Raw genomic sequence first — 17,933 nt, 5'->3', positions numbered from 1 at the left:
GTCTCAGCGGCCCAGCCGGGCGAACATGCCCTTCTGCGCCTTGTAGAGCCGGGGGAACTCGGCGAAGAGCCGGTCATAGACCGCGCGGTGGGCCGCGACCGGCTCGAAGACGCCGTCGAGCGGGATCAGATCGCGCAACTCATCGGGATCCAATGCCCCCATGCCGATACCGGCAAACAGTGCGGCGCCGCGCAACTGGGCATTCAACGGGTCGGCCACCCGCTCGCAGGTGCGACCGCACACGTCGGCGATGATCTGGCACCACAGATCCGAGCGCGCCCCGCCGCCGACGATCCGAATCGGCCCGTCATTGCGGCAGAACCGGTTCACGCAGTCGAGCAGCCAGCGGCTGTTGTAGGCCACCCCTTCGAGCACTGCACGCACCAGATCGGCACGGGTGGTGTCCAGCGACAGATTATGAAATCCGCCGCGGGCGTTGCGATCGTCGACGGGGGAGTGTTCGCCTTTGAGCCACGGGGTGAAGATGACCCCGTTCGAACCGGCCGGCGCACCGGCGGCCACGGCGGTCAGCGCGTCGTAATCCAGATCATCGAACACGTTGTCGCGCAACCATTGCAACGCCCGACCGGCGGTGTCCTGGTTGTTGACCAACAGGTAGCTCGACGGGTCGAGGCCCGGCACCGTGGCCAGCTGGTGGAACGCATCGGTCTTCTTGACCGCCACCGGGCAGCTGATCCACGACGTGGTGGAGATGGTCAGGTGCAGCTCGCCCTGGCGCACCCCGCCCGAACCCACCGCCGCGCTGTGCAGGTCGGGAGTGCCGGTAACCACTTGTGCCGCCGGCGAAATGCCGAGCTCTGCGGCGACCGCCGGCGCCACCGGGGAGATGATCGACCCGGTCGGCACCAGCGGGGGCAGCCGGAACCGGTCGACACCGGCCTGCCGCACCAGCACCTCGTCATAGTCGAGCACGGACAGATTGCGGTTGTCGGTGAGCCAGGCGCCCATCATCGACGCCCGCGACGCCGCAGCCCGCCCGGTGAAACACATGCTCAGGTAATCCACCGGCTCCAGCAGCCAACGGGCCGCGCCGAACACCGCCGGGTCGCCGTGTTGCAGGTGCAGCATGTGCCCCACCGGGTCATCGCCGCTCGGGGTCGGGATGCCGCCGTTGCGCCGCAGCCAACTGAGTAGCGCCCGCGGCCGGTAGCCCTGCAGGCGCCCCCCGAACGCCTTGCGGCTGTGGGGGGCACCGCGGGTGTCCATCCACATCACGCACGGTCCGACCGGCCGGCCGTCGGCGCCAACCGGGACGGTGCTGGCCCACTGCCCGGTGATCGAGACACCGGCCACCTGTTCACCGCGCACCCCGCTTTCGGCCAGCCCGCGTTTGGTGGCGTCGCGGATGATCTCCCACCACAGGCCCGCGTCCTGGGTGGCCGCCCCGCCCGGGCCGTACTCCGTGGGCACCGCGGTGAGGTCCGACCACAGCACGGTGCCGTCCAACGCCACGAAACCGACCTTGGGGCCGCCGGTGCCGAGGTCGACGGCCAGCACGACCTGATCGCGGTTCATAGAGGCGGCAGCGACTGCTGGGTGTCGAGCATCTGCTCCATGAACCCCTCGATGAACTGGGCCGCCTCCTCGGTCATTCCGCCCGGCACCCCGCCGTAGACCGCGGCGCTGATCGGCGCCTCGCCGGCTGCGTTCTTCTTCTTGGCGTACTCGACCGCGGCGGCGAGGTCGACGGCGAACGCCTCGGCCACACCGGGCTGCGTTTGCGGCCGGGTGACCGCCATGTGGATGGCGTTGGGGTACTGCTGGCCGTTGAAGCGCCAGCCTTTGGGCTTCATGGCGTCGGCGACGTGGTAGATGTCGAACTCGTCGGAGCGGAAGGCGAAGCAGAACGTCGGGGAGCCCATGATCGTCAGCTCGGGGTGGCTGCGTACCGCGTCCTGCATGGTGAACGCGGTCTCGAAGATCGCCTTGGCATACGACCGGTAGCCCTCCCGTCCCAGCTGCACCATCGACGCCCACGCCGCCGCGATCAGCCCACCCGAACGCGAGCCCTCGATGCCCGGCGAATGGTATTTCCCGCCGCTCCACTCCGGCAGGAAGAAGTACTGCGCGTTGCGGTAGGCCTTGTCGCGAAACAGCACGGTGGAGGCGCCCTTCAACGCGTAGCCGTACTTGTGGTTGTCGGCGGAGATACTGGTGACGCCGGGGACCCGGAAATCGAACAGGGGGACGTCATACCCGAGCTCCTGGGCGAACGGCAGCACGAACCCGCCCAGGCAGCCGTCGACGTGCAAACCCACCCCGCGTGACAAGGCCAGCTCTCCCAGCTGTGGGATCGGGTCCACGGTGCCGTAGCCGTAGTTGCAGGCCGAGCCCATGATCGCGATGGTGTTCGCGTCGATGTTGTTCGCCACCCAGTCGACGTCCACCTGCGTGGTCTGCGGGTCGATCGGGGCCGTGCGCAGTTCGATACCGAACAGGTGACAGCCCTTGTCGAACGCCGGGTGACCGGTCTCGGGTTTGATGAAGTTTCCCCGGGTGATGCCCCGGTGCTTGGCGGCGTGTTCCCGGTAGGCCAGCAGCGCGTGGATGATGCTGCCGGTGCCGCCCGTGGTGACCATCCCGACCGGCTGCCCGTCGGTGACCGCATCGGCATGCATCAGGTCCAGGGCCATCGCGATGATCTCGCCCTCGAACTTCGTCGCCGACGGGCAGATGTCGCGCTGCAACACGTTCACATGGGCGAACAGCCCGAACGCCTCGTCCAGGAAGCGGTAGTGCTCATGGTCGCCGCAGTACATGGTCCCGGACACCTTGCCGGTCTCCCAGGTGGGATCTTCGGCTTGCGCCATCTCCCGCAGCTCGGCCAGCACCTCCTCGCGTGGCCGGCCCCGCTCCGGTAGCACGCGGTTGACGGTGAAGCGGTCGGAATAGGGGAAGTCGGACATGCCGGTCCTCTCTGCTGCGCCAGCGTGCGGAGACGTACGGAAATCGCGGCGTGTCGGCGTGCAAACACGCACGTTCGCGCCAGGAAATAACCCAGAAAGTAATCTAGTGCCTATGGGTGTGGCTGATGATCGTCGCTTCGAGGTGCTGCGCGCCATCGTCGCGGACTTCGTCGCGACCAAGGAACCGATCGGGTCCAAGGCCCTGGTCGAGCGGCACAACCTCGGGGTGTCCTCGGCCACCGTGCGCAACGACATGGCCGTGCTGGAGGCCGAGGGCTACATCGCCCAGCCGCATACCAGTTCGGGGCGGGTGCCCACGGAGAAGGGCTACCGGGAGTTCGTCGACCGTATCGACGAGGTCAAGCCGCTCTCGAGCGCCGAGCGCCGGGCGATTCTGACCTTCCTGGACTCCGGCGTCGACCTCGACGACGTGTTGCGTCGCGCAGTGCGCACGCTGGCCCAGCTGACCCGCCAGGTCGCCGTGGTGCAGTACCCGACCCTGTCGGTGTCGACGGTGCGCCACCTCGAGGTGATCGCGCTCACCCCGGCGCGTTTGCTGCTGGTCGTCATCACCGACTCCGGGCGGGTCGACCAGCGCATCGTCGAACTCGGCGACACCATCGACGACCACCAGCTTTCCCAGCTGCGTGAGCTGCTCGGCGCCGCCCTGGAGGGTAAGCGGATCTCGGCGGCCTCCACCGCCGTCGCCGAGCTCGCCGGGCACCTGGACGGACGCAGCGGGCTTTCCCCGGGCCTGGCCAACGCGGTCGGGCGGTCGGCGACGGTGCTGCTGGAATCGCTGGTCGAGCACCACGAGGAGCGCCTGCTGCTGGGCGGCACCGCCAACCTCACCCGCAACGCCGCCGACTTCGGCGACTCGCTGCGGTCCGTCCTGGAGGTGCTCGAAGAGCAGGTCGTGGTCCTGCGGCTGCTCGCGGTGCAGCAGGAAGCCGGTAAAGTCACGGTGCGCATCGGTCACGAGACCGAGGCTGAGGAGATGGCCGGCGCCTCGGTGGTGTCCACCGCCTACGGCTCCCAGGGCACCGTGTACGGGGGGATGGGGGTGCTGGGCCCCACCCGGATGGACTATCCGGGAACTATCGCCAGTGTCGCTGCAGTTGCAATGTACATCGGTGAAGTTCTCGGAGCCCGATAATCTCCGGCCGGCAGAAGTTGGGAAAGGTCAGGCGTGGCACGCGATTATTACGGACTGCTCGGCGTCGAAAAGGGCGTCAGCGACACGGAGCTCAAGCGCGCATACCGAAAGCTGGCTCGTAAATACCATCCCGACGTCAACCCCGACGAAGAGGCGCAGCACAAGTTCAAGGAGATCAGCGCCGCCTACGAGGTGCTCTCCGACCCGGAGAAGCGCCGCATCGTCGACCTCGGCGGCGACCCGCTGGAGAACGGCGGGGGTGGCAACGGGTTCGGCGGCTACTCCGGCTTTGGCGGGCTCGGCGACGTCTTCGAGGCCTTCTTCGGCGGCGGTGCGACGTCGCGCGGCCCGACCGGACGAGTCCGGCCGGGGTCGGACTCGCTGCTGCGGATGCGCCTGGATCTCACCGAGTGCGCGACCGGCGTGACCAAGCAGGTCACCGTCGACACCGCCGTGCTGTGTGATCGCTGCCAGGGCCGCGGCACCCACGGTGATTCCCGGCCGATGGCCTGCGACACCTGCCACGGCCGCGGCGAGGTGCAGACCGTCCAGCGGTCGCTGCTCGGCCAGGTGATGACGTCGCGGCCGTGCCCGACCTGCCGTGGCGTCGGTGAGGTGATCCCCGACCCGTGTCACCAGTGCGGGGGCGACGGCCGGGTGCGGGCCCGCCGCGATATCAGCGTGAAGATCCCCGCCGGAGTCGGTGACGGCATGCGGGTCCGGCTGGCCGCCCAGGGTGAAGTCGGGCCCGGCGGCGGACCGGCCGGTGACCTCTACGTCGAGGTGCACGAGCAGCCCCACGAGATCTTCGCCCGCGACGGCGACGACCTGCACTGCCACATCTCGGTGCCGATGGTCGACGCCGCGCTGGGCACCACGGTGGCGGTGGACGCCATCCTCGACGGCCCCACCGAGATCACCATCCCGCCCGGCACCCAGCCGGGGGCCACCATCGCGCTGCGCGGCCACGGCATGCCGCAGCTGCGGTCCGGTGCGCGCGGAGACCTGCACGCCCACATCGAGGTGGTGGTGCCGGAGCGGCTGGACAATCACGACGTCGAGCTGCTGCGCAAGTTCAAGCAGCACCGGGAACGCGAGACCGCCGAAGTCCGCTCGGCGCACGCTGCGCACAGCGGTGGACTGTTCAGCCGGCTGCGCGAAACGTTCAGCGGCCGCTGAGCCTTGGGCGGCCTGTTCTACGTCGAGGCGCTGCCCGAAGTGGGGGCGCTGGCCGACGTCGGTGGCGACGCCGGCTTCCATGCCGCGACGGTGCGCCGAATCCGGCCCGGGGAAGACCTGACCCTGAGTGACGGCGCCGGTGCGGTCGCCGAATGCCGGGTCGAGGAGGCCGATCGCGGCGGGCTGCGGGCCCGGGTGCTGCAGCGCCGGACGGTCGAGGCACCCGTGCCGCCGGTCACCGTGGTGCAGGCCCTGCCGAAATCGGAGCGCTCTGAGCTGGCGGTCGAGCTGGCCACCGAGGCCGGTGCCGACGCGTTCGTGGCTTGGCAGGCCGACCGCTGCGTGGCCCGCTGGGACGGCCCGCGGGCCGACAAGGGGCTGCGGCGCTGGCGTGCGGTGGCCCGGGCGGCGGCCGGCCAATCCCGTCGGGCCTGGGTGCCGCCGGTGGACGGCGTGTGGGGCACCGCGGCGCTGGTGGCCTGGGTCGGCGAGCAGGTTGCCGCGGGTACGACGGTGCTCGTGCTACACGACGCGGCCGGATCCGGGTTGCCCGACGTTGCCGCTGCTCCGGCATTGGCGGTGGTGGTCGGCCCGGAGGGCGGTCTCACCGACGCCGAGCTGGCGGCGCTCACCGGCGCCGGGGCCGTTGCCGCACGGCTGGGGCCCACCGTGTTGCGCACCTCGACCGCGGCGGCGGTCGCGCTGGGCGCGCTGGGGGTGCTGACCCCGCGCTGGCGCCGTGGATAGCCGGCCGGATTCGGCGCCGTCGCTGGTCATCGACGACGGCTACGCGGTCTATCGGGGTCCGGTGGGCAGCGGCGGCCCGATTCACCGTCACGGCGCATTTCAGATCGTGGTCGCCGGAGGAGGCGAACTCGCGATGGTCGACGCCTCCGGAATCCGCCACCAGGCGGCCGCGCTGGTGGTGTCACCGATGGCGCCGCACCGCATCCTGGCCGCGCGGGAGCTGGTCACCTACTTCGTCGAGCCGCACTGCCTGTTCGCCGACCGGTTGCGCCGGCGCTACGGCGTGGGGGTCGCTGCCGCACCCGAGTTGGGTGAACTGACCGAGCAGGACGTTGCCGACGCGTGCCGCCGACCGTCACGAGACCTCGATGCGCGCCTGGTGACGGCCCTTGCCATGCTGGCCGACAGCACCGTCTCGATGCCGAGACTGGCTGCGGCGGTGGGTGTTTCCCCGCAACGGCTGCGGGCGCTGGCCCGCCAGGAACTGGGGATGCCGCTGACCCGGTGGCGCGTCTGGTCACGGCTACGGCGGGCCGTCGAGGCGTTGCAGTCCGGTGCACCGCTCGCCCAGGCCGCGGTCATCGCGGGGTTCGCCGACCAGGCCCACTTCACCCGGCAGATGCGGGAGATGATGGGGCTGACGCCGGCGCTGGTGTTGCACGCCCTGAGCGATCAGCGTTTGCGGGCGACGTAGATCGAGATCGAGCCGTTAATGGTGGACACCAGGTCGGCTTCGCGCACGTCGGTGAAGCCGGCGGCCGAAATCAGCTGCGGGAGAACGCCGTCGGCGTTGGGTTGGGTATCGGTCTTGCCGTCGGCGAACTGGACGAACCGAAACGCCAGGCGCATCAGCGGTGTCCGTTGTAACCCGAAGTCGGTGATCACCAGCCGGCCGCCCGGCCGCAGCACCGCGAACATCGACGCCAGGATGGCGCGTTTGACGTCCATCGGGCATTGGTGCAGCACCAGGCTGGACATCACGCCGTCCATCGACTCCGCGCCCACCGATGCCACCAGGTCGTCGCCCATCCCGGTCAGCCAGCGGACCCGGTCCTGCGTGTCCTTGTCGCGCGCCACCGCCAGGATCTCCGGATCGGGGTCCAGGCCCACGACCGTTGCCTGGGGTTCTACCCGGGCGGCGAGCAGCGCCAGCGATCCGGTGCCGCAGCCCACGTCGAGGATCGCGTCGCCGGGCCGCGGCGCCAGGTGCATGACGGTCAGGCTCCGCCACAGCCGCTCACGCGTCATCGCCACTACGTAGTCGAAGAATCGGGCCGGGGCCAGGCGGCCCAGGGCAGGGGTGAAGGTTTCCTCGCTCATGGCTGTCAGTCTGCGGGCCCCGAGGCGGTCGCGTCTTGAACGAAGCGCTCAGCGAGCCGCGAATGACGACAGGGGGGCGGCGATGTCCTCGATCGGGAGCTCACCGCGCTGTGCGACGTGGTTCATGAATGCCTCGGCCGCGTCGACATCGAAGTCAGGGGAGAGCTCAATGCCATTGAGATACAGGAAGGTCCATGCTGACGCCCAGGCAGTGCGCTTGTTCCCGTCCACCAGGGCATGGTTGCGGGCCAGCGACTGCAGCAGCGCCGCCGCCTTGGCGTACAGATCGGGATAGGCGTCCACACCGAAGACGGTCGCCTGGGGACGGGCGACGGCGGCGTCGAGCAGCCCGTAGTCACCGATCTCGCACGCGTGACCCAGGGCGAACGCACCGGCGACCAGCACGTCGTCGCGGTCGAGAAATTCGGTCAAGCCAGGCGGCGATTCAACTCGGCGGAGCGTTGCGCGATCAGGGCGGCCCCCTCCGCGACCCGGCGCCGGTGTTCGCTGGCCGCGCTGACGACTGCACGGTGCGCGAAGACTCGCAGCGAGACGTTCTCTTCCCCGGCGGCGGCGCGGACGGCGGCGAGTTCCTCGTCGGTGAAGGTGATGTTCAGAGACGGCACTCGACAATGGTACCGCGGACAGTACTGAAACCGGTACCGCAAGGGGCAGGATGAATGCCTGGGGCGTGACAGGGCCCGACGGTAGACTCACAGCATTCGTTTGACCCGCGGATCCCCCGCAAAAGCCAGGAAAGCAGGTATCGGAAACCCCGTGACGCCCCGCGATACCCCCGCTGCCGAACCCGTCGTTCGCAGCAGCGTCGACATTCCACCCGACCTGGTCGTGGGTCTGCTGGGTTCCGCCGATGAGAACCTGCGGGCGCTGGAACGCCTGCTGGCCGCCGACCTGCATGTGCGCGGCAACGCGGTCACGTTCGCCGGGGCGCCGGCCGACGTCGCGCTGGCCGAGCGGGTGATCTCCGAACTGGTGGCGATCGTGGCGGGCGGCCAATCGTTGACGCCCGAAACGGTGCGGCACAGTGTCGGCATGCTGACCGGCGCCGGCAACGACAGCGCATCGCCGGCGGAAGTCCTGACCCTCGACATCTTGTCCCGGCGCGGCAAGACGATCCGGCCCAAGACGCTCAACCAGAAACGCTACGTCGACGCCATCGACGCCAACACCATCGTGTTCGGCATCGGCCCGGCCGGCACCGGCAAGACCTATCTGGCGATGGCCAAGGCGGTCAGCGCGCTGCAGAGCAAGCAGGTGACGCGCATCATCTTGACCCGCCCGGCGGTGGAAGCCGGTGAGAGCCTTGGCTTTCTGCCCGGAACGTTGAGCGAGAAGATCGACCCGTATCTGCGCCCGCTCTACGACGCGCTTTACGACATGATGGATCCGGAGCTGATTCCCAAGCTGATGAACTCCGGGGTGATCGAGGTGGCGCCGCTGGCCTACATGCGGGGCCGCTCGCTCAATTCGGCGTTCATCATCCTCGACGAGGCACAGAACACCACCGCCGAGCAGATGAAGATGTTCCTGACCCGGCTCGGGTTCGGCTCCAAGATGGTGGTCACCGGCGATGTCACCCAGATCGACCTGCCCGGCGGCGCGAGGTCGGGCCTGCGGGCCGCGGTGGACATTCTCGAGGACATCGACGACATCTGTGTCGCCGAGATGAGCAGTGTCGATGTGGTGCGCCACCGGCTGGTCTCCGACATCGTCGACGCCTACTCCCGCCACGAAGCCGAACACAGCGGGCCGGGTCTGACGATGAACCGGGCGGCCCGGCGCGCCTCGGCGGGCAGGTCGCGCCGGTGAGCATCGAGGTCTCCAACGAATCCGGGCTGGATGTCTCGGAAGTCGAGCTGATCAGCGTCGCCAAGTTCGTGCTGGCCCGGATGGACGTCAACCCCGGCGCCGAGCTGTCGATGGTGCTGCTGGACACGGCGGCGATGGCCGACCTGCACATGCGCTGGATGGATCTGCCCGGGCCCACCGACGTGATGAGCTTCCCGATGGACGAACTCGAGCCCGGTGGCCGTCCCGACGCCCCCGAGCCCGGCCCGTCGATGCTCGGTGACATCGCACTGTGCCCGGAGTTCGCCGCCGAACAGGCCGCCGCGGCCGGGCATTCCCTGGGCCAGGAACTGGCCTTGCTCACCGTGCACGGGGTACTGCATCTGCTGGGCTACGACCACGCCGAGCCGGACGAGGAAAAAGAGATGTTCGCGCTGCAGCGTCGGCTGCTCGAGGAATGGGTCGCCGACCAGGTCGAGGCCTACCGGGCCGAGACCCAGAGCGAAAAAGATCGCCGGCTGCTCGACAAGACCAGGTACTTCGACGAACCGTGACCGGAACACCGCTGCTAGTCAGCGTGATCGCGCTGATCGGTCTGGGCGGGCTCTTCGCGGCGATCGACGCCGCGGTGAGCACGGTGTCGGTGGCGCGGGTCGAGGAACTGGTCCGCGCGAAACGTCCGGGCGCGGTGTGGCTGGCCAAGCTGATGGCCGAACGGCCCCGCTACATCAACCTGGTGGTGCTGCTGCGCATCACCTGCGAGATCACCGCCACCGCGCTGCTGGTGTTCCTGCTGCACGCGGTGCTGGGCCTGGACTGGGGACTGTTCGCCGCCGCGGCGATCATGGTGGTGGTGAGCTTCGTGGTGATCGGGGTGGGGCCGCGCACCCTGGGCCGGCAGAACGCCTATTCGATCGCGCTGGCCTCAGCGCTTCCGCTGCATGTGGTTTCGGTGTTGCTCACCCCGATCAGCCGACTGCTGGTGGTGCTGGGTAACTTGCTGACGCCGGGCCGGGGCTTCCGCAACGGGCCGTTCGCCTCCGAGGTCGAGTTGCGTGAAGTGGTGGATCTGGCGCAGCAGCGCGGGGTGGTGGCCGCCGACGAGCGCCGGATGATCCAGTCGGTGTTCGAACTCGCCGACACCCCGGCCCGCGAGGTGATGGTGCCCCGCACCGAGATGGTGTGGATCGAACATGACAAGTCCGCTGGCCAAGCCACCTCATTGGCGGTGCGCAGCGGGCATTCGCGCATCCCGGTGATCGGCGAGAACGTCGATGACATCCGCGGCGTCGTCTACCTCAAAGACCTTGTCCAACAAACCTATTACTCGACCAACGGTGGACGCGACACCACGGTGGCGCAGGTGATGCGCCCGGCGGTGTTCATGCCCGACTCCAAGGCGCTCAACGCACTGCTGCACGACATGCAGCGTGGCCGCTACCACATGGCGTTGCTGGTCGACGAGTACGGCGCGATCGCCGGACTGGTCACCATCGAGGACGTGCTGGAGGAGATCGTCGGCGAGATCGCCGACGAATACGACCAGGGTGAAGTAGCGCCGGTGGAGGAGTTGGGCAGCAGCAGGTTTCGGGTTTCGGCGCGGCTGCCCATCGAGGACGTCGGCGAACTATACGGTGTGCAGTTCGACTCCGGACTCGACGTCGACACGGTCGGCGGCCTGCTGGCGCTGGAGCTGGGCCGGGTTCCGCTGCCCGGCGCCGAGGTAACCTCACACGGGCTGCGACTGCAGGCCGAGGGCAGTCGCGACAGCCGGGGGCGGGTGCGGATCAGCACCGTGCTGGTGAGCCCGGTCGACCCCGAGGGTGAGGAGGCCGCAGGTGAGCGGTGAACCGGGGATGAGCATGCGCCGAGTGTGCGGTTTGGTACGCGACACGCCGGTGCGGGCGTATCAAACCGCACACCCGGCCAACAACTCCCGGGCGGGTGACCATGGCTGAATTCCATTCCGGCTTCGTGTGTTTGGTCGGCCGGCCGAACACCGGCAAGTCCACCCTGACCAACGCGCTGGTCGGCCAGAAGGTGGCGATCACCTCGAACCGGCCGCAGACCACCCGGCACACCATCCGCGGCATCGTGCACCGGGAGGATTTCCAGATCGTCCTGGTCGACACCCCGGGCCTGCACCGCCCACGCACCCTGTTGGGCAAGCGGCTCAACGATCTGGTCCGCGATACCTACGCCGAGGTCGACGTCATCGGCTTGTGCATCCCCGCCGACGAGGCGATCGGCCCGGGGGACCGCTGGATCATCGAGCAGATCCGGACGGTGGCACCCAAGACCACCCTGGTCGTCGTCGTCACCAAGATCGACAAGGCCAGCCGCGACAAGATCGCCGCGCAACTGCTCGCGGTCGGCGAGCTGGCCCCGGAAGCCGAGATCATTCCGGTCTCGGCCGTCACCGGCGAGCAGGTCGACGTACTGATCGATGTGCTGGCCGCGGCGCTGCCGGTCGGCCCGGCGTTCTATCCCGACGGCGAGTTGACCGACGAGCCCGAAGAGACCCTGATGGCCGAGTTCATCCGGGAAGCCGCCCTGGAGGGGGTGCGCGACGAACTGCCGCATTCCCTGGCGGTGGTGATCGAGGAGGTGGAGCGACGCGAAGGCCGGGACGATCTCATCGACGTGCACGCCGTGCTCTACGTCGAACGGGACAGCCAGAAGGGGATCGTGATCGGCCGCGGCGGTGCCCGGCTGCGTGAGGTGGGCACCGCTGCGCGTACCCAGATCGAAAAGCTCTTGGGCACCAAGGTTTTTCTCGACCTGCGGGTGAAGGTAGCCAAGAACTGGCAGCGCGACCCCAAGCAGCTGGGCCGGCTGGGCTTCTAAAAGGGGTGGGCCACCTGCGCTGGAAAGCGGCATTGGGTACATTCCAGGGGTGCCGGAACGCAAGCCGTTGGTTGTCGCCGCTGTTGCCTTGATCATGTGCGCGCAAGCGCTGACCGGCTGCGGGGGATCCCATAAGCCGCTCGATACCACCAAGCTGTTCAACGTCGAGTCGACGTTCGGCTCGGACTTCAAGACCCAGACCAAGGGACCCAACGACATCGATCCCAAAATCCTCGGCCCGCAGAAGATGCCGCCCGGCGTGACCTTCGATCCCGCCGACTGCGCCGACTACGCGGCCAGCAGCGGACGGCCGCCCAAGGGCATCCGCGGCAAGATGTCGATGGTCTCGGTCGTCGGCAACGGCAACCAGTTCGTCGCGATCGCCATGCAGGCCGACCAGGACCTGCCGTATGACGCGGCGGCCGCCGAGAAGTGCAAGCACGTCTCGTTCCAGGCCGGCAAGCTCACCGGCTACCTGGACGAGACGGACGCCCCGCAGATCGACCGCGCCCAGACCACGGGCTCGCACTCGGAGATCGAGATCACCGGCAAGGACGGCCAACAACAGTCCCGGGAGTCCTACACCTTCACCGCCTACCTCGGCAGCGCCCTGGTGCAGGTCACCGCGAACCCGCAGCCGGTGCGCGGGCAGCCGCTGGCGATGGTGGATGCCGACCGGGCCCGCCAGCTGCTGGTCGACGCGGTGTCGGCGCTGCGCAGCTAACCATGCCGGCACGCGAACCCCGCGTGGTCGTGATCGGCGCGGGCGTAGCCGGCATCACCACCGCCCACCTGCTGCGGGAGCGCGGGTTCACCGACATCACCGTGCTGGAGAAGGGCTCCGACGTCGGCGGCGTCTGGTACTGGAATCGGTATCCGGGGCTGCGCTGCGATGTACCGTCGCAGATCTACCAGTTCGGGTTCGCGCCGAAACCCGACTGGCGGGATACCTGGGCGACCGGTGCGTCGATCCAGCGCTACCACCGCGACGTCGTCGATCAGCTTGGGCTGGCGCCGCTGATCCGGCTCGACACCGAGGTGACCGCAGCGGAATGGGATGAGCAGCGCCACTGGACGCTGACCACCGCCAGCGGTGAGCAGCTGACCGCTGACTTCGTGATCTGCGCGACCGGCGTGTTGCACCACCCGTTCACTCCCGACCTTCCCGGGCTGGCCGACTTCGCCGGCCCGGTGGTGCACACCGCCCGCTGGGACGATGAGCTCGACACCGACGGAAAGCGGATCGCGGTGATCGGTACCGGATCGACCGGCGTACAGGTGGTTTCCGCGCTACAACCGGACGCCGCGTCGCTCGACCACTACGTGCGGTCGGCGCAGTGGATCCTGTGGGCGCCCATGTCGCTGCGGCAGCTGCCCGGGGCGGCCGCGGTGCTGGCGCGTTTCCCGAAGCTGCACCGGACGCTCTACCGGTTGATGGCGCTGGGCGGGTCGGCCCTGTTGACCGACGTCACGACCCGCCCGTCGTGGCGGCGCCGGGCGGTGCAGGCCTATGCCCGAGCGTGCCTGCGAATCCAAGTCCGGGACAAGGCATTACGGGCCAAACTCGAACCCGATGACCAGCCGTTGTGTAAGCGTCAGGTGGTGTCGGGAAGCTATTACCGGGCGATTCGCGCCGCCAATGCCGAGCTGATCACCGACGGCATCGCCGAAATCACCCCGCGCGGCATCCGCACCGCCGACGGCACCCACCGTGACACCGATGTCATCGTGCTGGCAACCGGGTTCCACGCCCATAACTACATGCGCCCGATGCGGTTGATCGGCCGAGACCGGATCAGCATCGACGACGCCTGGGCCAAAGGGCCGCGGGCCTACCGGATGACCACGATCCCCGGGTTCCCCAATCTGTTCACCGTGCTGGGACCGAATTCGCCCACCGGATCGATCTCGCTGCAGTACACCGCGGAGGTGACCGCGCGCTATATCGCGCAGTGGCTGGAGAAGTTCCGCACCGGGGAGCTGACCAGCGTCGAGGTCACCGAGCAGGCGACCACCCGGTTCAATGACGACGTCGCCGCCGCGATGGGCCCGACCGTGTGGAACACCGGCTGCAACTCGTGGTACCTCACCGCCGGCGGCGCGGTGGACCTGTGGCCGTTCGATCGGGCGACGATGACGACGATGCTGGGCAGTCCGGACCCAGCGGATTTCCACCTGGGCTGACCGAGGGCTCAGGCTTCGCCGCGGGCAATCGGACGGGACGGATCCGAACTCCACTGCGACCACGACCCCGGGAACAGCGCGGCCGGCCGGCCGGCGGCGGCCAGCGCCGCCACGATCACCGTTGCGCTGATCCCGGAACCGCAGTAGGCCCCCACCGTGTCGTCGCTGCCGATACCGCGTTCGGCCAGCAACCGGGCGAGCTCGTCGTCGGGCAGGAAGGTCCCGTCGGGCGCCAGCAGGGCGGTGAACGGCAGGTTCTTGGCACCGGGGATGTGGCCGGCAGCCGCGTCGAGCGGTTCGTCGTCGCCGCGGAACCGTTCGGGGGCACGGGCATCGAGTAGCGCCAAGGCGCCGGAACGGGCGCCGTCTCCGGCCTCGTCGGCGGTCAGGGTGGGGCGGATGCCGTCGTAGAGGTCTTCGGGCAGCAGGGTGACGTCGCCGGGTTCAGGCCTGACCTCACCGGTTTCGAAGCCGGTCTCCAGCGCGCCGCCGGCCGCCGTCCAGGCCGCCAGGCCACCGTCAAGAATGCGGACGTCCCGGAGGCCGGCGGTGGTCAGCAGCCACCATAGGCGCCCGGACGCGGCCCGCTGCCAGTCGTCGTAGACCACCACCGGCTGCCCGCGCCGCACCCCCCAGCGGCGGACGGCGGCCTCCAGGTTGCGGCCCGTCGGAAGCGGGTGCCGGCCCCGGCCGGTGACGGCAGGGTCGGACAGCTCGTCCTCAAGCGAGACGTACACCGCGCCCGGCAGGTGGCCCTGCAGGTATGCCTGCCTGCCGTCGGGGGCTTGCAGGCTCCAGCGGACGTCGAGGAGGGTCACCGGATCACCGGCTCGCAGCAGCTCAGCGAGCTCCGCGGCGCTGATCAGGACCTTGTCGCGTGGGCCCACCGCGGGGCGCCGCTCAGTAGTTGTTGCAGGAGTTGGCGATCGAGGTGATCGTGCCGATGTACTGCTGGGCCTCCGGCATCGCCTGGATCTGGGTGGCGATCCGCTGCCGCTTGTCGGGCGGCGACGACAGGAAGGACCGCAGCCAGGTCTGGGCGATCGGGGAGGCGTTGAACTCCGCGGCCGCGGCGGGGTTCTCGGCGTTCAGCGCCGCGTTGACCTGCGAGTAGTTGCAGGTGGTGTTGATGATCGGCCCGAGGTCGGGATCGGCCGATGCCAACCCGGCTCCAGCGGAGAGCGACAAAGCCAGACTGCCGGCTGCGACAGCGATCCTGGTCAACGACAGAGTGGCCATTTTGCAGACGCCTTTCCCCAGTGCACCTTTATGTGGATACGAAGACCTAAAAGACGGACCAAGCTTAGCGGACAGCCGATGACGTCGCCGTAGTCACAGGTCGGGGGGTTTTCGGCGTATCACCGGCTAGCCGGGCCGTATTAGGGCTCGATGCGCCACCACGGTGTGGGTTGCTGCGCAGCCCAGCCGCTGATGCCCTCCAGCTCCGCGGCCAGCGAGACCAGCAGTCCGTCGCTGTTGGCCGGTCCCATCAATTGCACCCCGATCGGCAGCCCTGCGCAGGTGAACCCGGCCGGGACGTTGATCGACGGCCACCCCAGCAGGTTCCACGGCCAGGTCAGCGGGCAGGCCGCGATTATGGCGCGGTCGGTTTCCAGGGCGTTCAGGTCGTCGAATGCGTGCACCAGCGGTGGCGGCTGGGCGGTGGTCGGTGCCAGCACCACATCGACGATCCGGAAGATCGAGCCCACCCGGCGCTGGTCCTTCGCCTCGTGCGCGCGGGCATTACGCAATACCGCCTGGGACAACAGCCGGCCGGTGCGCATGTTGGCCAGCGTGCGCGGGTCGAGCGTGACGCCGCCGCCCAGGCTGATCGCGGCATCGAGCACACCCGCAGTGGAGCGGGACAGAAAGTTCCACGACAGCCGCACCCCATAGTCGGGGTTGCCCGGGAGCACGATGTGCCCGAGTAGTCGCAGCCGAGCGGCGACGTGCTCGAGCGCGGCCCCGATCTCGGGGTGCAACCGGGCCGGAAACCCGGTATAGGGGAAGCGGGTGGACATCGCGATCCGCAGTTGCCCCGGCGCCTTGCCAACGTAGTCGGACACCGTGACCGGCGGCGGTTTGTGCAGGTCGCCCTCGGCATTGCCCGAGGCCGCATCCAGCACCAACGCCGCGTCCTCCACGGTGCGGGCCAGCACCCCGTTGACGGTGATGCCGTTGAACGCCTCCGGCAGCGGCCAGGTGGAGATGCGGCCGCGCTGCGGCTTGATACCCACCAGATGCGTCCACGCGGCCGGGATGCGCACGCTGCCGGCGCCGTCGGATCCGATCGCCGCGGCGACCAGGCCCGCGGCGACCGCGGCGGCACTGCCTCCCGACGACCCGCCCGGAGTGTGCCGGCGAGACCAGGGATTGCGGGTATGACCGAACCCCGGACCGCTGGTGAAGGGCCACTGGCCCAACTCGCAGGTGTTGGTCTTGCCGACGATCACCGCGCCGGCGGCTTTGAGTCGCCGCACCACTTCGGCGTCGTGGCGCGCGGGTTGGACGTAGCCGGAGGTGCCGAAGAAGGTCGGCACGCCGGCGATGTCGGTGTCGTCTTTGACCGCGATCGGCACGCCCAGTAGCGGAGCACGGTGGCCGGCCGCCCGGCGCCGGTCGGCTTCGGCGGCACACCGCAGCGCCGAATCGGTGAACACCACCCGGAAGGCGTTGAGTGTGGACTGGCTGGCGTCGATGGCATGCAGTGACCGGCGGACCAGGTCAACCGAGGTCACCTCGCCGCTGGCCAGCTGGTAGAGCTGTTCGGTGAGGGTGGGAAAGCGGGTCCCGGGCGCTGCGGGCGGGTGGGTCATCGGTGACGAGAGTATCCGGCGTGCCACGCCGGTGACCGTCCTCGAAACGCCCCTGCGGTGATGCGAAACTGGTGCGATGCGGCTGTACCGGGACCGGGCGGTGGTGCTGCGCCAGCACAAGCTCGGCGAGGCCGACCGGATCGTCACTTTGCTCACCCGCGACCATGGATTGGTCCGCGCGGTGGCCAAGGGGGTGCGCCGTACCCGCAGTAAGTTCGGCGCCCGGCTCGAGCCGTTCGCCCACATCGATGTTCAGCTGCATCCGGGCCGCAACCTCGACATCGTCACCCAGGTGGTGTCGGTGGACGCGTTCGCCACCGACATCGTCAGCGACTACGGCCGCTACACCTGTGCCTGCGTGATGCTGGAGACCGCCGAACGCCTCGCCGGCGCCGAGCGTGCCCCGGCGACGGCGCTGCACCGGCTCACTGTCGGCGCGCTGCGGGCGGTGGCCGACGGCAGCCGTCCCCGCGAGTTGGTGTTGGACGCCTACCTGCTGCGCGCGATGTCGGTGGCCGGATGGGCGCCGGCGCTGACCGAGTGCGCCCGTTGCGCTACCCCCGGCCCGCACCGGGCGTTTCACATCGCTGCCGGCGGCAGTGTCTGTGCGCACTGCCGGCCGGCCGGCGCCACCACCCCGCCGTTGGGCGTACTGGACCTGATGTCGGCGCTGCACGACGGCGACTGGGAGGCCGCCGAGCTTTCCACCGCGGCGCACCGCAGTCATGCCAGCGGCTTGGTGGCCGCCCATCTGCAGTGGCACCTCGAACGCCGGTTGCGAACATTGCCACTGGTGGAACGTGTTCAGCGGCCAGCGGGATATGACGCGGCGGCCGGTGCCGACGCGGGTGTCGACTCGAGGGCCACCGGCAGCGACGGCTGAGCCCGCCCCTAGGCGACCTGGCAATTGTGTGCGTTTCCGCGGACCACCGGCCCGTCGGCGGTAGG

At 69.2% G+C, this 17,933-nt stretch carries 19 protein-coding genes; 11 read left to right on the top strand and 8 right to left on the bottom strand.

Annotated features, from left to right (window positions below; translation table 11 throughout):
• Window positions 1-3 precede the first annotated feature (3 nt).
• Together AC5Y4Q_RS14670 and AC5Y4Q_RS14665 are read right to left on the bottom strand one after the other, a co-directional pair.
• The gene (locus AC5Y4Q_RS14670) at window positions 4-1,536 is read right to left on the bottom strand and encodes a xylulokinase (RefSeq protein ID WP_064922043.1); all 1,533 of its coding nucleotides are present in this window, start codon (window positions 1,534-1,536) and stop codon (window positions 4-6) included.
• Window positions 1,533-2,927: a pyridoxal phosphate-dependent decarboxylase family protein gene (locus tag AC5Y4Q_RS14665; RefSeq protein ID WP_064922042.1), complete on the bottom strand. Its 1,395-nt coding sequence runs from the start codon at window positions 2,925-2,927 to the stop codon at window positions 1,533-1,535. The genes AC5Y4Q_RS14670 and AC5Y4Q_RS14665 overlap by 4 nt, the downstream gene beginning before the upstream one ends.
• Window positions 2,928-3,039: 112 nt before the next feature.
• Here AC5Y4Q_RS14665 and hrcA point away from each other — a divergent pair, with 112 nt between their 5' ends.
• The 4 genes from hrcA to AC5Y4Q_RS14645 are packed head-to-tail and all read left to right on the top strand — an operon-like array spanning window position 3,040 to window position 6,703.
• Entirely contained in the window at window positions 3,040-4,083 is a 1,044-nt protein-coding gene (hrcA, locus tag AC5Y4Q_RS14660) for a heat-inducible transcriptional repressor HrcA (RefSeq protein ID WP_064922041.1), read from the top strand.
• Window positions 4,084-4,116: 33 nt separating this feature from the next.
• Window positions 4,117-5,262, top strand: coding sequence for a molecular chaperone DnaJ (gene dnaJ / locus AC5Y4Q_RS14655; protein ID WP_064922040.1), 1,146 nt, complete (start codon window positions 4,117-4,119; stop codon window positions 5,260-5,262).
• Between the two features lie 3 nt (window positions 5,263-5,265).
• Window positions 5,266-6,009: a 16S rRNA (uracil(1498)-N(3))-methyltransferase gene (locus tag AC5Y4Q_RS14650; RefSeq protein WP_499959419.1), complete on the top strand. Its 744-nt coding sequence runs from the start codon at window positions 5,266-5,268 to the stop codon at window positions 6,007-6,009.
• Window positions 6,002-6,703 (top strand): helix-turn-helix domain-containing protein, encoded by a 702-nt coding sequence (locus AC5Y4Q_RS14645; protein WP_499959417.1) that lies wholly within the window; start codon window positions 6,002-6,004, stop codon window positions 6,701-6,703. Before AC5Y4Q_RS14650 ends, AC5Y4Q_RS14645 begins: the two co-directional genes overlap by 8 nt.
• On the opposite strand, the gene AC5Y4Q_RS14640 is transcribed toward AC5Y4Q_RS14645, so the two are convergent.
• The 3 genes from AC5Y4Q_RS14640 to AC5Y4Q_RS14630 are packed head-to-tail and all read right to left on the bottom strand — an operon-like array spanning window position 6,682 to window position 7,955.
• Window positions 6,682-7,329, bottom strand: a complete 648-nt coding sequence (locus tag AC5Y4Q_RS14640; protein ID WP_064922037.1) for a class I SAM-dependent methyltransferase — start codon at window positions 7,327-7,329, stop codon at window positions 6,682-6,684. The two genes, AC5Y4Q_RS14645 and AC5Y4Q_RS14640, sit on opposite strands and share 22 nt — an antisense overlap.
• Window positions 7,330-7,377: 48 nt before the next feature.
• Window positions 7,378-7,761 carry a type II toxin-antitoxin system death-on-curing family toxin gene (locus AC5Y4Q_RS14635; RefSeq protein WP_064922036.1) on the bottom strand — a complete coding sequence of 128 codons (384 nt, stop codon included), beginning with the start codon at window positions 7,759-7,761 and terminating at the stop codon, window positions 7,378-7,380.
• The gene (locus tag AC5Y4Q_RS14630; protein WP_064922035.1) at window positions 7,758-7,955 is read right to left on the bottom strand and encodes a hypothetical protein; all 198 of its coding nucleotides are present in this window, start codon (window positions 7,953-7,955) and stop codon (window positions 7,758-7,760) included. The genes AC5Y4Q_RS14635 and AC5Y4Q_RS14630 overlap by 4 nt, the downstream gene beginning before the upstream one ends.
• A gap of 151 nt (window positions 7,956-8,106) precedes the next feature.
• Here AC5Y4Q_RS14630 and AC5Y4Q_RS14625 point away from each other — a divergent pair, with 151 nt between their 5' ends.
• The 6 genes from AC5Y4Q_RS14625 (at window position 8,107) to AC5Y4Q_RS14600 (ending at window position 14,169) form a co-directional block, all read left to right on the top strand.
• Complete coding sequence (locus tag AC5Y4Q_RS14625) at window positions 8,107-9,159, top strand: PhoH family protein (protein WP_499959414.1); 1,053 nt, start codon at window positions 8,107-8,109, stop codon at window positions 9,157-9,159.
• On the top strand, window positions 9,156-9,692 hold the full coding sequence (ybeY, locus tag AC5Y4Q_RS14620) for an rRNA maturation RNase YbeY (RefSeq protein WP_064922033.1): 537 nt from the start codon (window positions 9,156-9,158) through the stop codon (window positions 9,690-9,692). Before AC5Y4Q_RS14625 ends, ybeY begins: the two co-directional genes overlap by 4 nt.
• Window positions 9,689-10,987, top strand: a complete 1,299-nt coding sequence (locus AC5Y4Q_RS14615) for a hemolysin family protein (protein ID WP_064922032.1) — start codon at window positions 9,689-9,691, stop codon at window positions 10,985-10,987. Before ybeY ends, AC5Y4Q_RS14615 begins: the two co-directional genes overlap by 4 nt.
• A gap of 101 nt (window positions 10,988-11,088) precedes the next feature.
• Window positions 11,089-11,985: a GTPase Era gene (gene era, locus AC5Y4Q_RS14610; RefSeq protein ID WP_064922063.1), complete on the top strand. Its 897-nt coding sequence runs from the start codon at window positions 11,089-11,091 to the stop codon at window positions 11,983-11,985.
• 49 nt (window positions 11,986-12,034) lie between these two features.
• Window positions 12,035-12,709 (top strand): DUF5642 family protein, encoded by a 675-nt coding sequence (locus AC5Y4Q_RS14605; RefSeq protein ID WP_165604331.1) that lies wholly within the window; start codon window positions 12,035-12,037, stop codon window positions 12,707-12,709.
• Window positions 12,710-12,711: 2 nt separating this feature from the next.
• On the top strand, window positions 12,712-14,169 hold the full coding sequence (locus AC5Y4Q_RS14600; RefSeq protein ID WP_499959411.1) for a flavin-containing monooxygenase: 1,458 nt from the start codon (window positions 12,712-12,714) through the stop codon (window positions 14,167-14,169).
• Window positions 14,170-14,177: 8 nt separating this feature from the next.
• Here AC5Y4Q_RS14600 and AC5Y4Q_RS14595 read toward each other — a convergent pair whose 3' ends face one another.
• The 3 genes from AC5Y4Q_RS14595 to AC5Y4Q_RS14585 form a co-directional block, all read right to left on the bottom strand.
• The gene (locus tag AC5Y4Q_RS14595; protein WP_499959409.1) at window positions 14,178-15,056 is read right to left on the bottom strand and encodes a sulfurtransferase; all 879 of its coding nucleotides are present in this window, start codon (window positions 15,054-15,056) and stop codon (window positions 14,178-14,180) included.
• A gap of 13 nt (window positions 15,057-15,069) precedes the next feature.
• Window positions 15,070-15,408 (bottom strand): hemophore-related protein, encoded by a 339-nt coding sequence (locus AC5Y4Q_RS14590; RefSeq protein ID WP_064922029.1) that lies wholly within the window; start codon window positions 15,406-15,408, stop codon window positions 15,070-15,072.
• A gap of 140 nt (window positions 15,409-15,548) precedes the next feature.
• Complete coding sequence (locus AC5Y4Q_RS14585; protein ID WP_064922028.1) at window positions 15,549-16,985, bottom strand: amidase; 1,437 nt, start codon at window positions 16,983-16,985, stop codon at window positions 15,549-15,551.
• 76 nt (window positions 16,986-17,061) lie between these two features.
• Here AC5Y4Q_RS14585 and recO point away from each other — a divergent pair, with 76 nt between their 5' ends.
• Window positions 17,062-17,868 carry a DNA repair protein RecO gene (gene recO, locus AC5Y4Q_RS14580; protein WP_064922027.1) on the top strand — a complete coding sequence of 269 codons (807 nt, stop codon included), beginning with the start codon at window positions 17,062-17,064 and terminating at the stop codon, window positions 17,866-17,868.
• Window positions 17,869-17,933 lie beyond the last annotated feature (65 nt).

It is taken from the genome of Mycobacterium sp. NGS16 (assembly GCF_059813225.1).
The sequence above is the reverse complement of the archived record's forward strand: the minus strand, read 5'-3'. Positions and strand labels throughout refer to the sequence as shown.

What these genes read in the sequence shown, in the direction of transcription:
- AC5Y4Q_RS14590 (WP_064922029.1), bottom strand. Translation starts at nt 15,408, where the DNA reads ATGGCCACTCTGTCGTTGACCAGGATCGCTGTCGCAGCCGGCAGTCTG.
- era (WP_064922063.1), top strand. Translation starts at nt 11,089, where the DNA reads ATGGCTGAATTCCATTCCGGCTTCGTGTGTTTGGTCGGCCGGCCGAAC.
- AC5Y4Q_RS14670 (WP_064922043.1), bottom strand. Translation starts at nt 1,536, where the DNA reads ATGAACCGCGATCAGGTCGTGCTGGCCGTCGACCTCGGCACCGGCGGC.
- AC5Y4Q_RS14640 (WP_064922037.1), bottom strand. Translation starts at nt 7,329, where the DNA reads ATGAGCGAGGAAACCTTCACCCCTGCCCTGGGCCGCCTGGCCCCGGCC.
- hrcA (WP_064922041.1), top strand. Translation starts at nt 3,040, where the DNA reads ATGGGTGTGGCTGATGATCGTCGCTTCGAGGTGCTGCGCGCCATCGTC.
- AC5Y4Q_RS14600 (WP_499959411.1), top strand. Translation starts at nt 12,712, where the DNA reads ATGCCGGCACGCGAACCCCGCGTGGTCGTGATCGGCGCGGGCGTAGCC.
- AC5Y4Q_RS14585 (WP_064922028.1), bottom strand. Translation starts at nt 16,985, where the DNA reads ATGACCCACCCGCCCGCAGCGCCCGGGACCCGCTTTCCCACCCTCACC.
- recO (WP_064922027.1), top strand. Translation starts at nt 17,062, where the DNA reads ATGCGGCTGTACCGGGACCGGGCGGTGGTGCTGCGCCAGCACAAGCTC.
- AC5Y4Q_RS14665 (WP_064922042.1), bottom strand. Translation starts at nt 2,927, where the DNA reads ATGTCCGACTTCCCCTATTCCGACCGCTTCACCGTCAACCGCGTGCTA.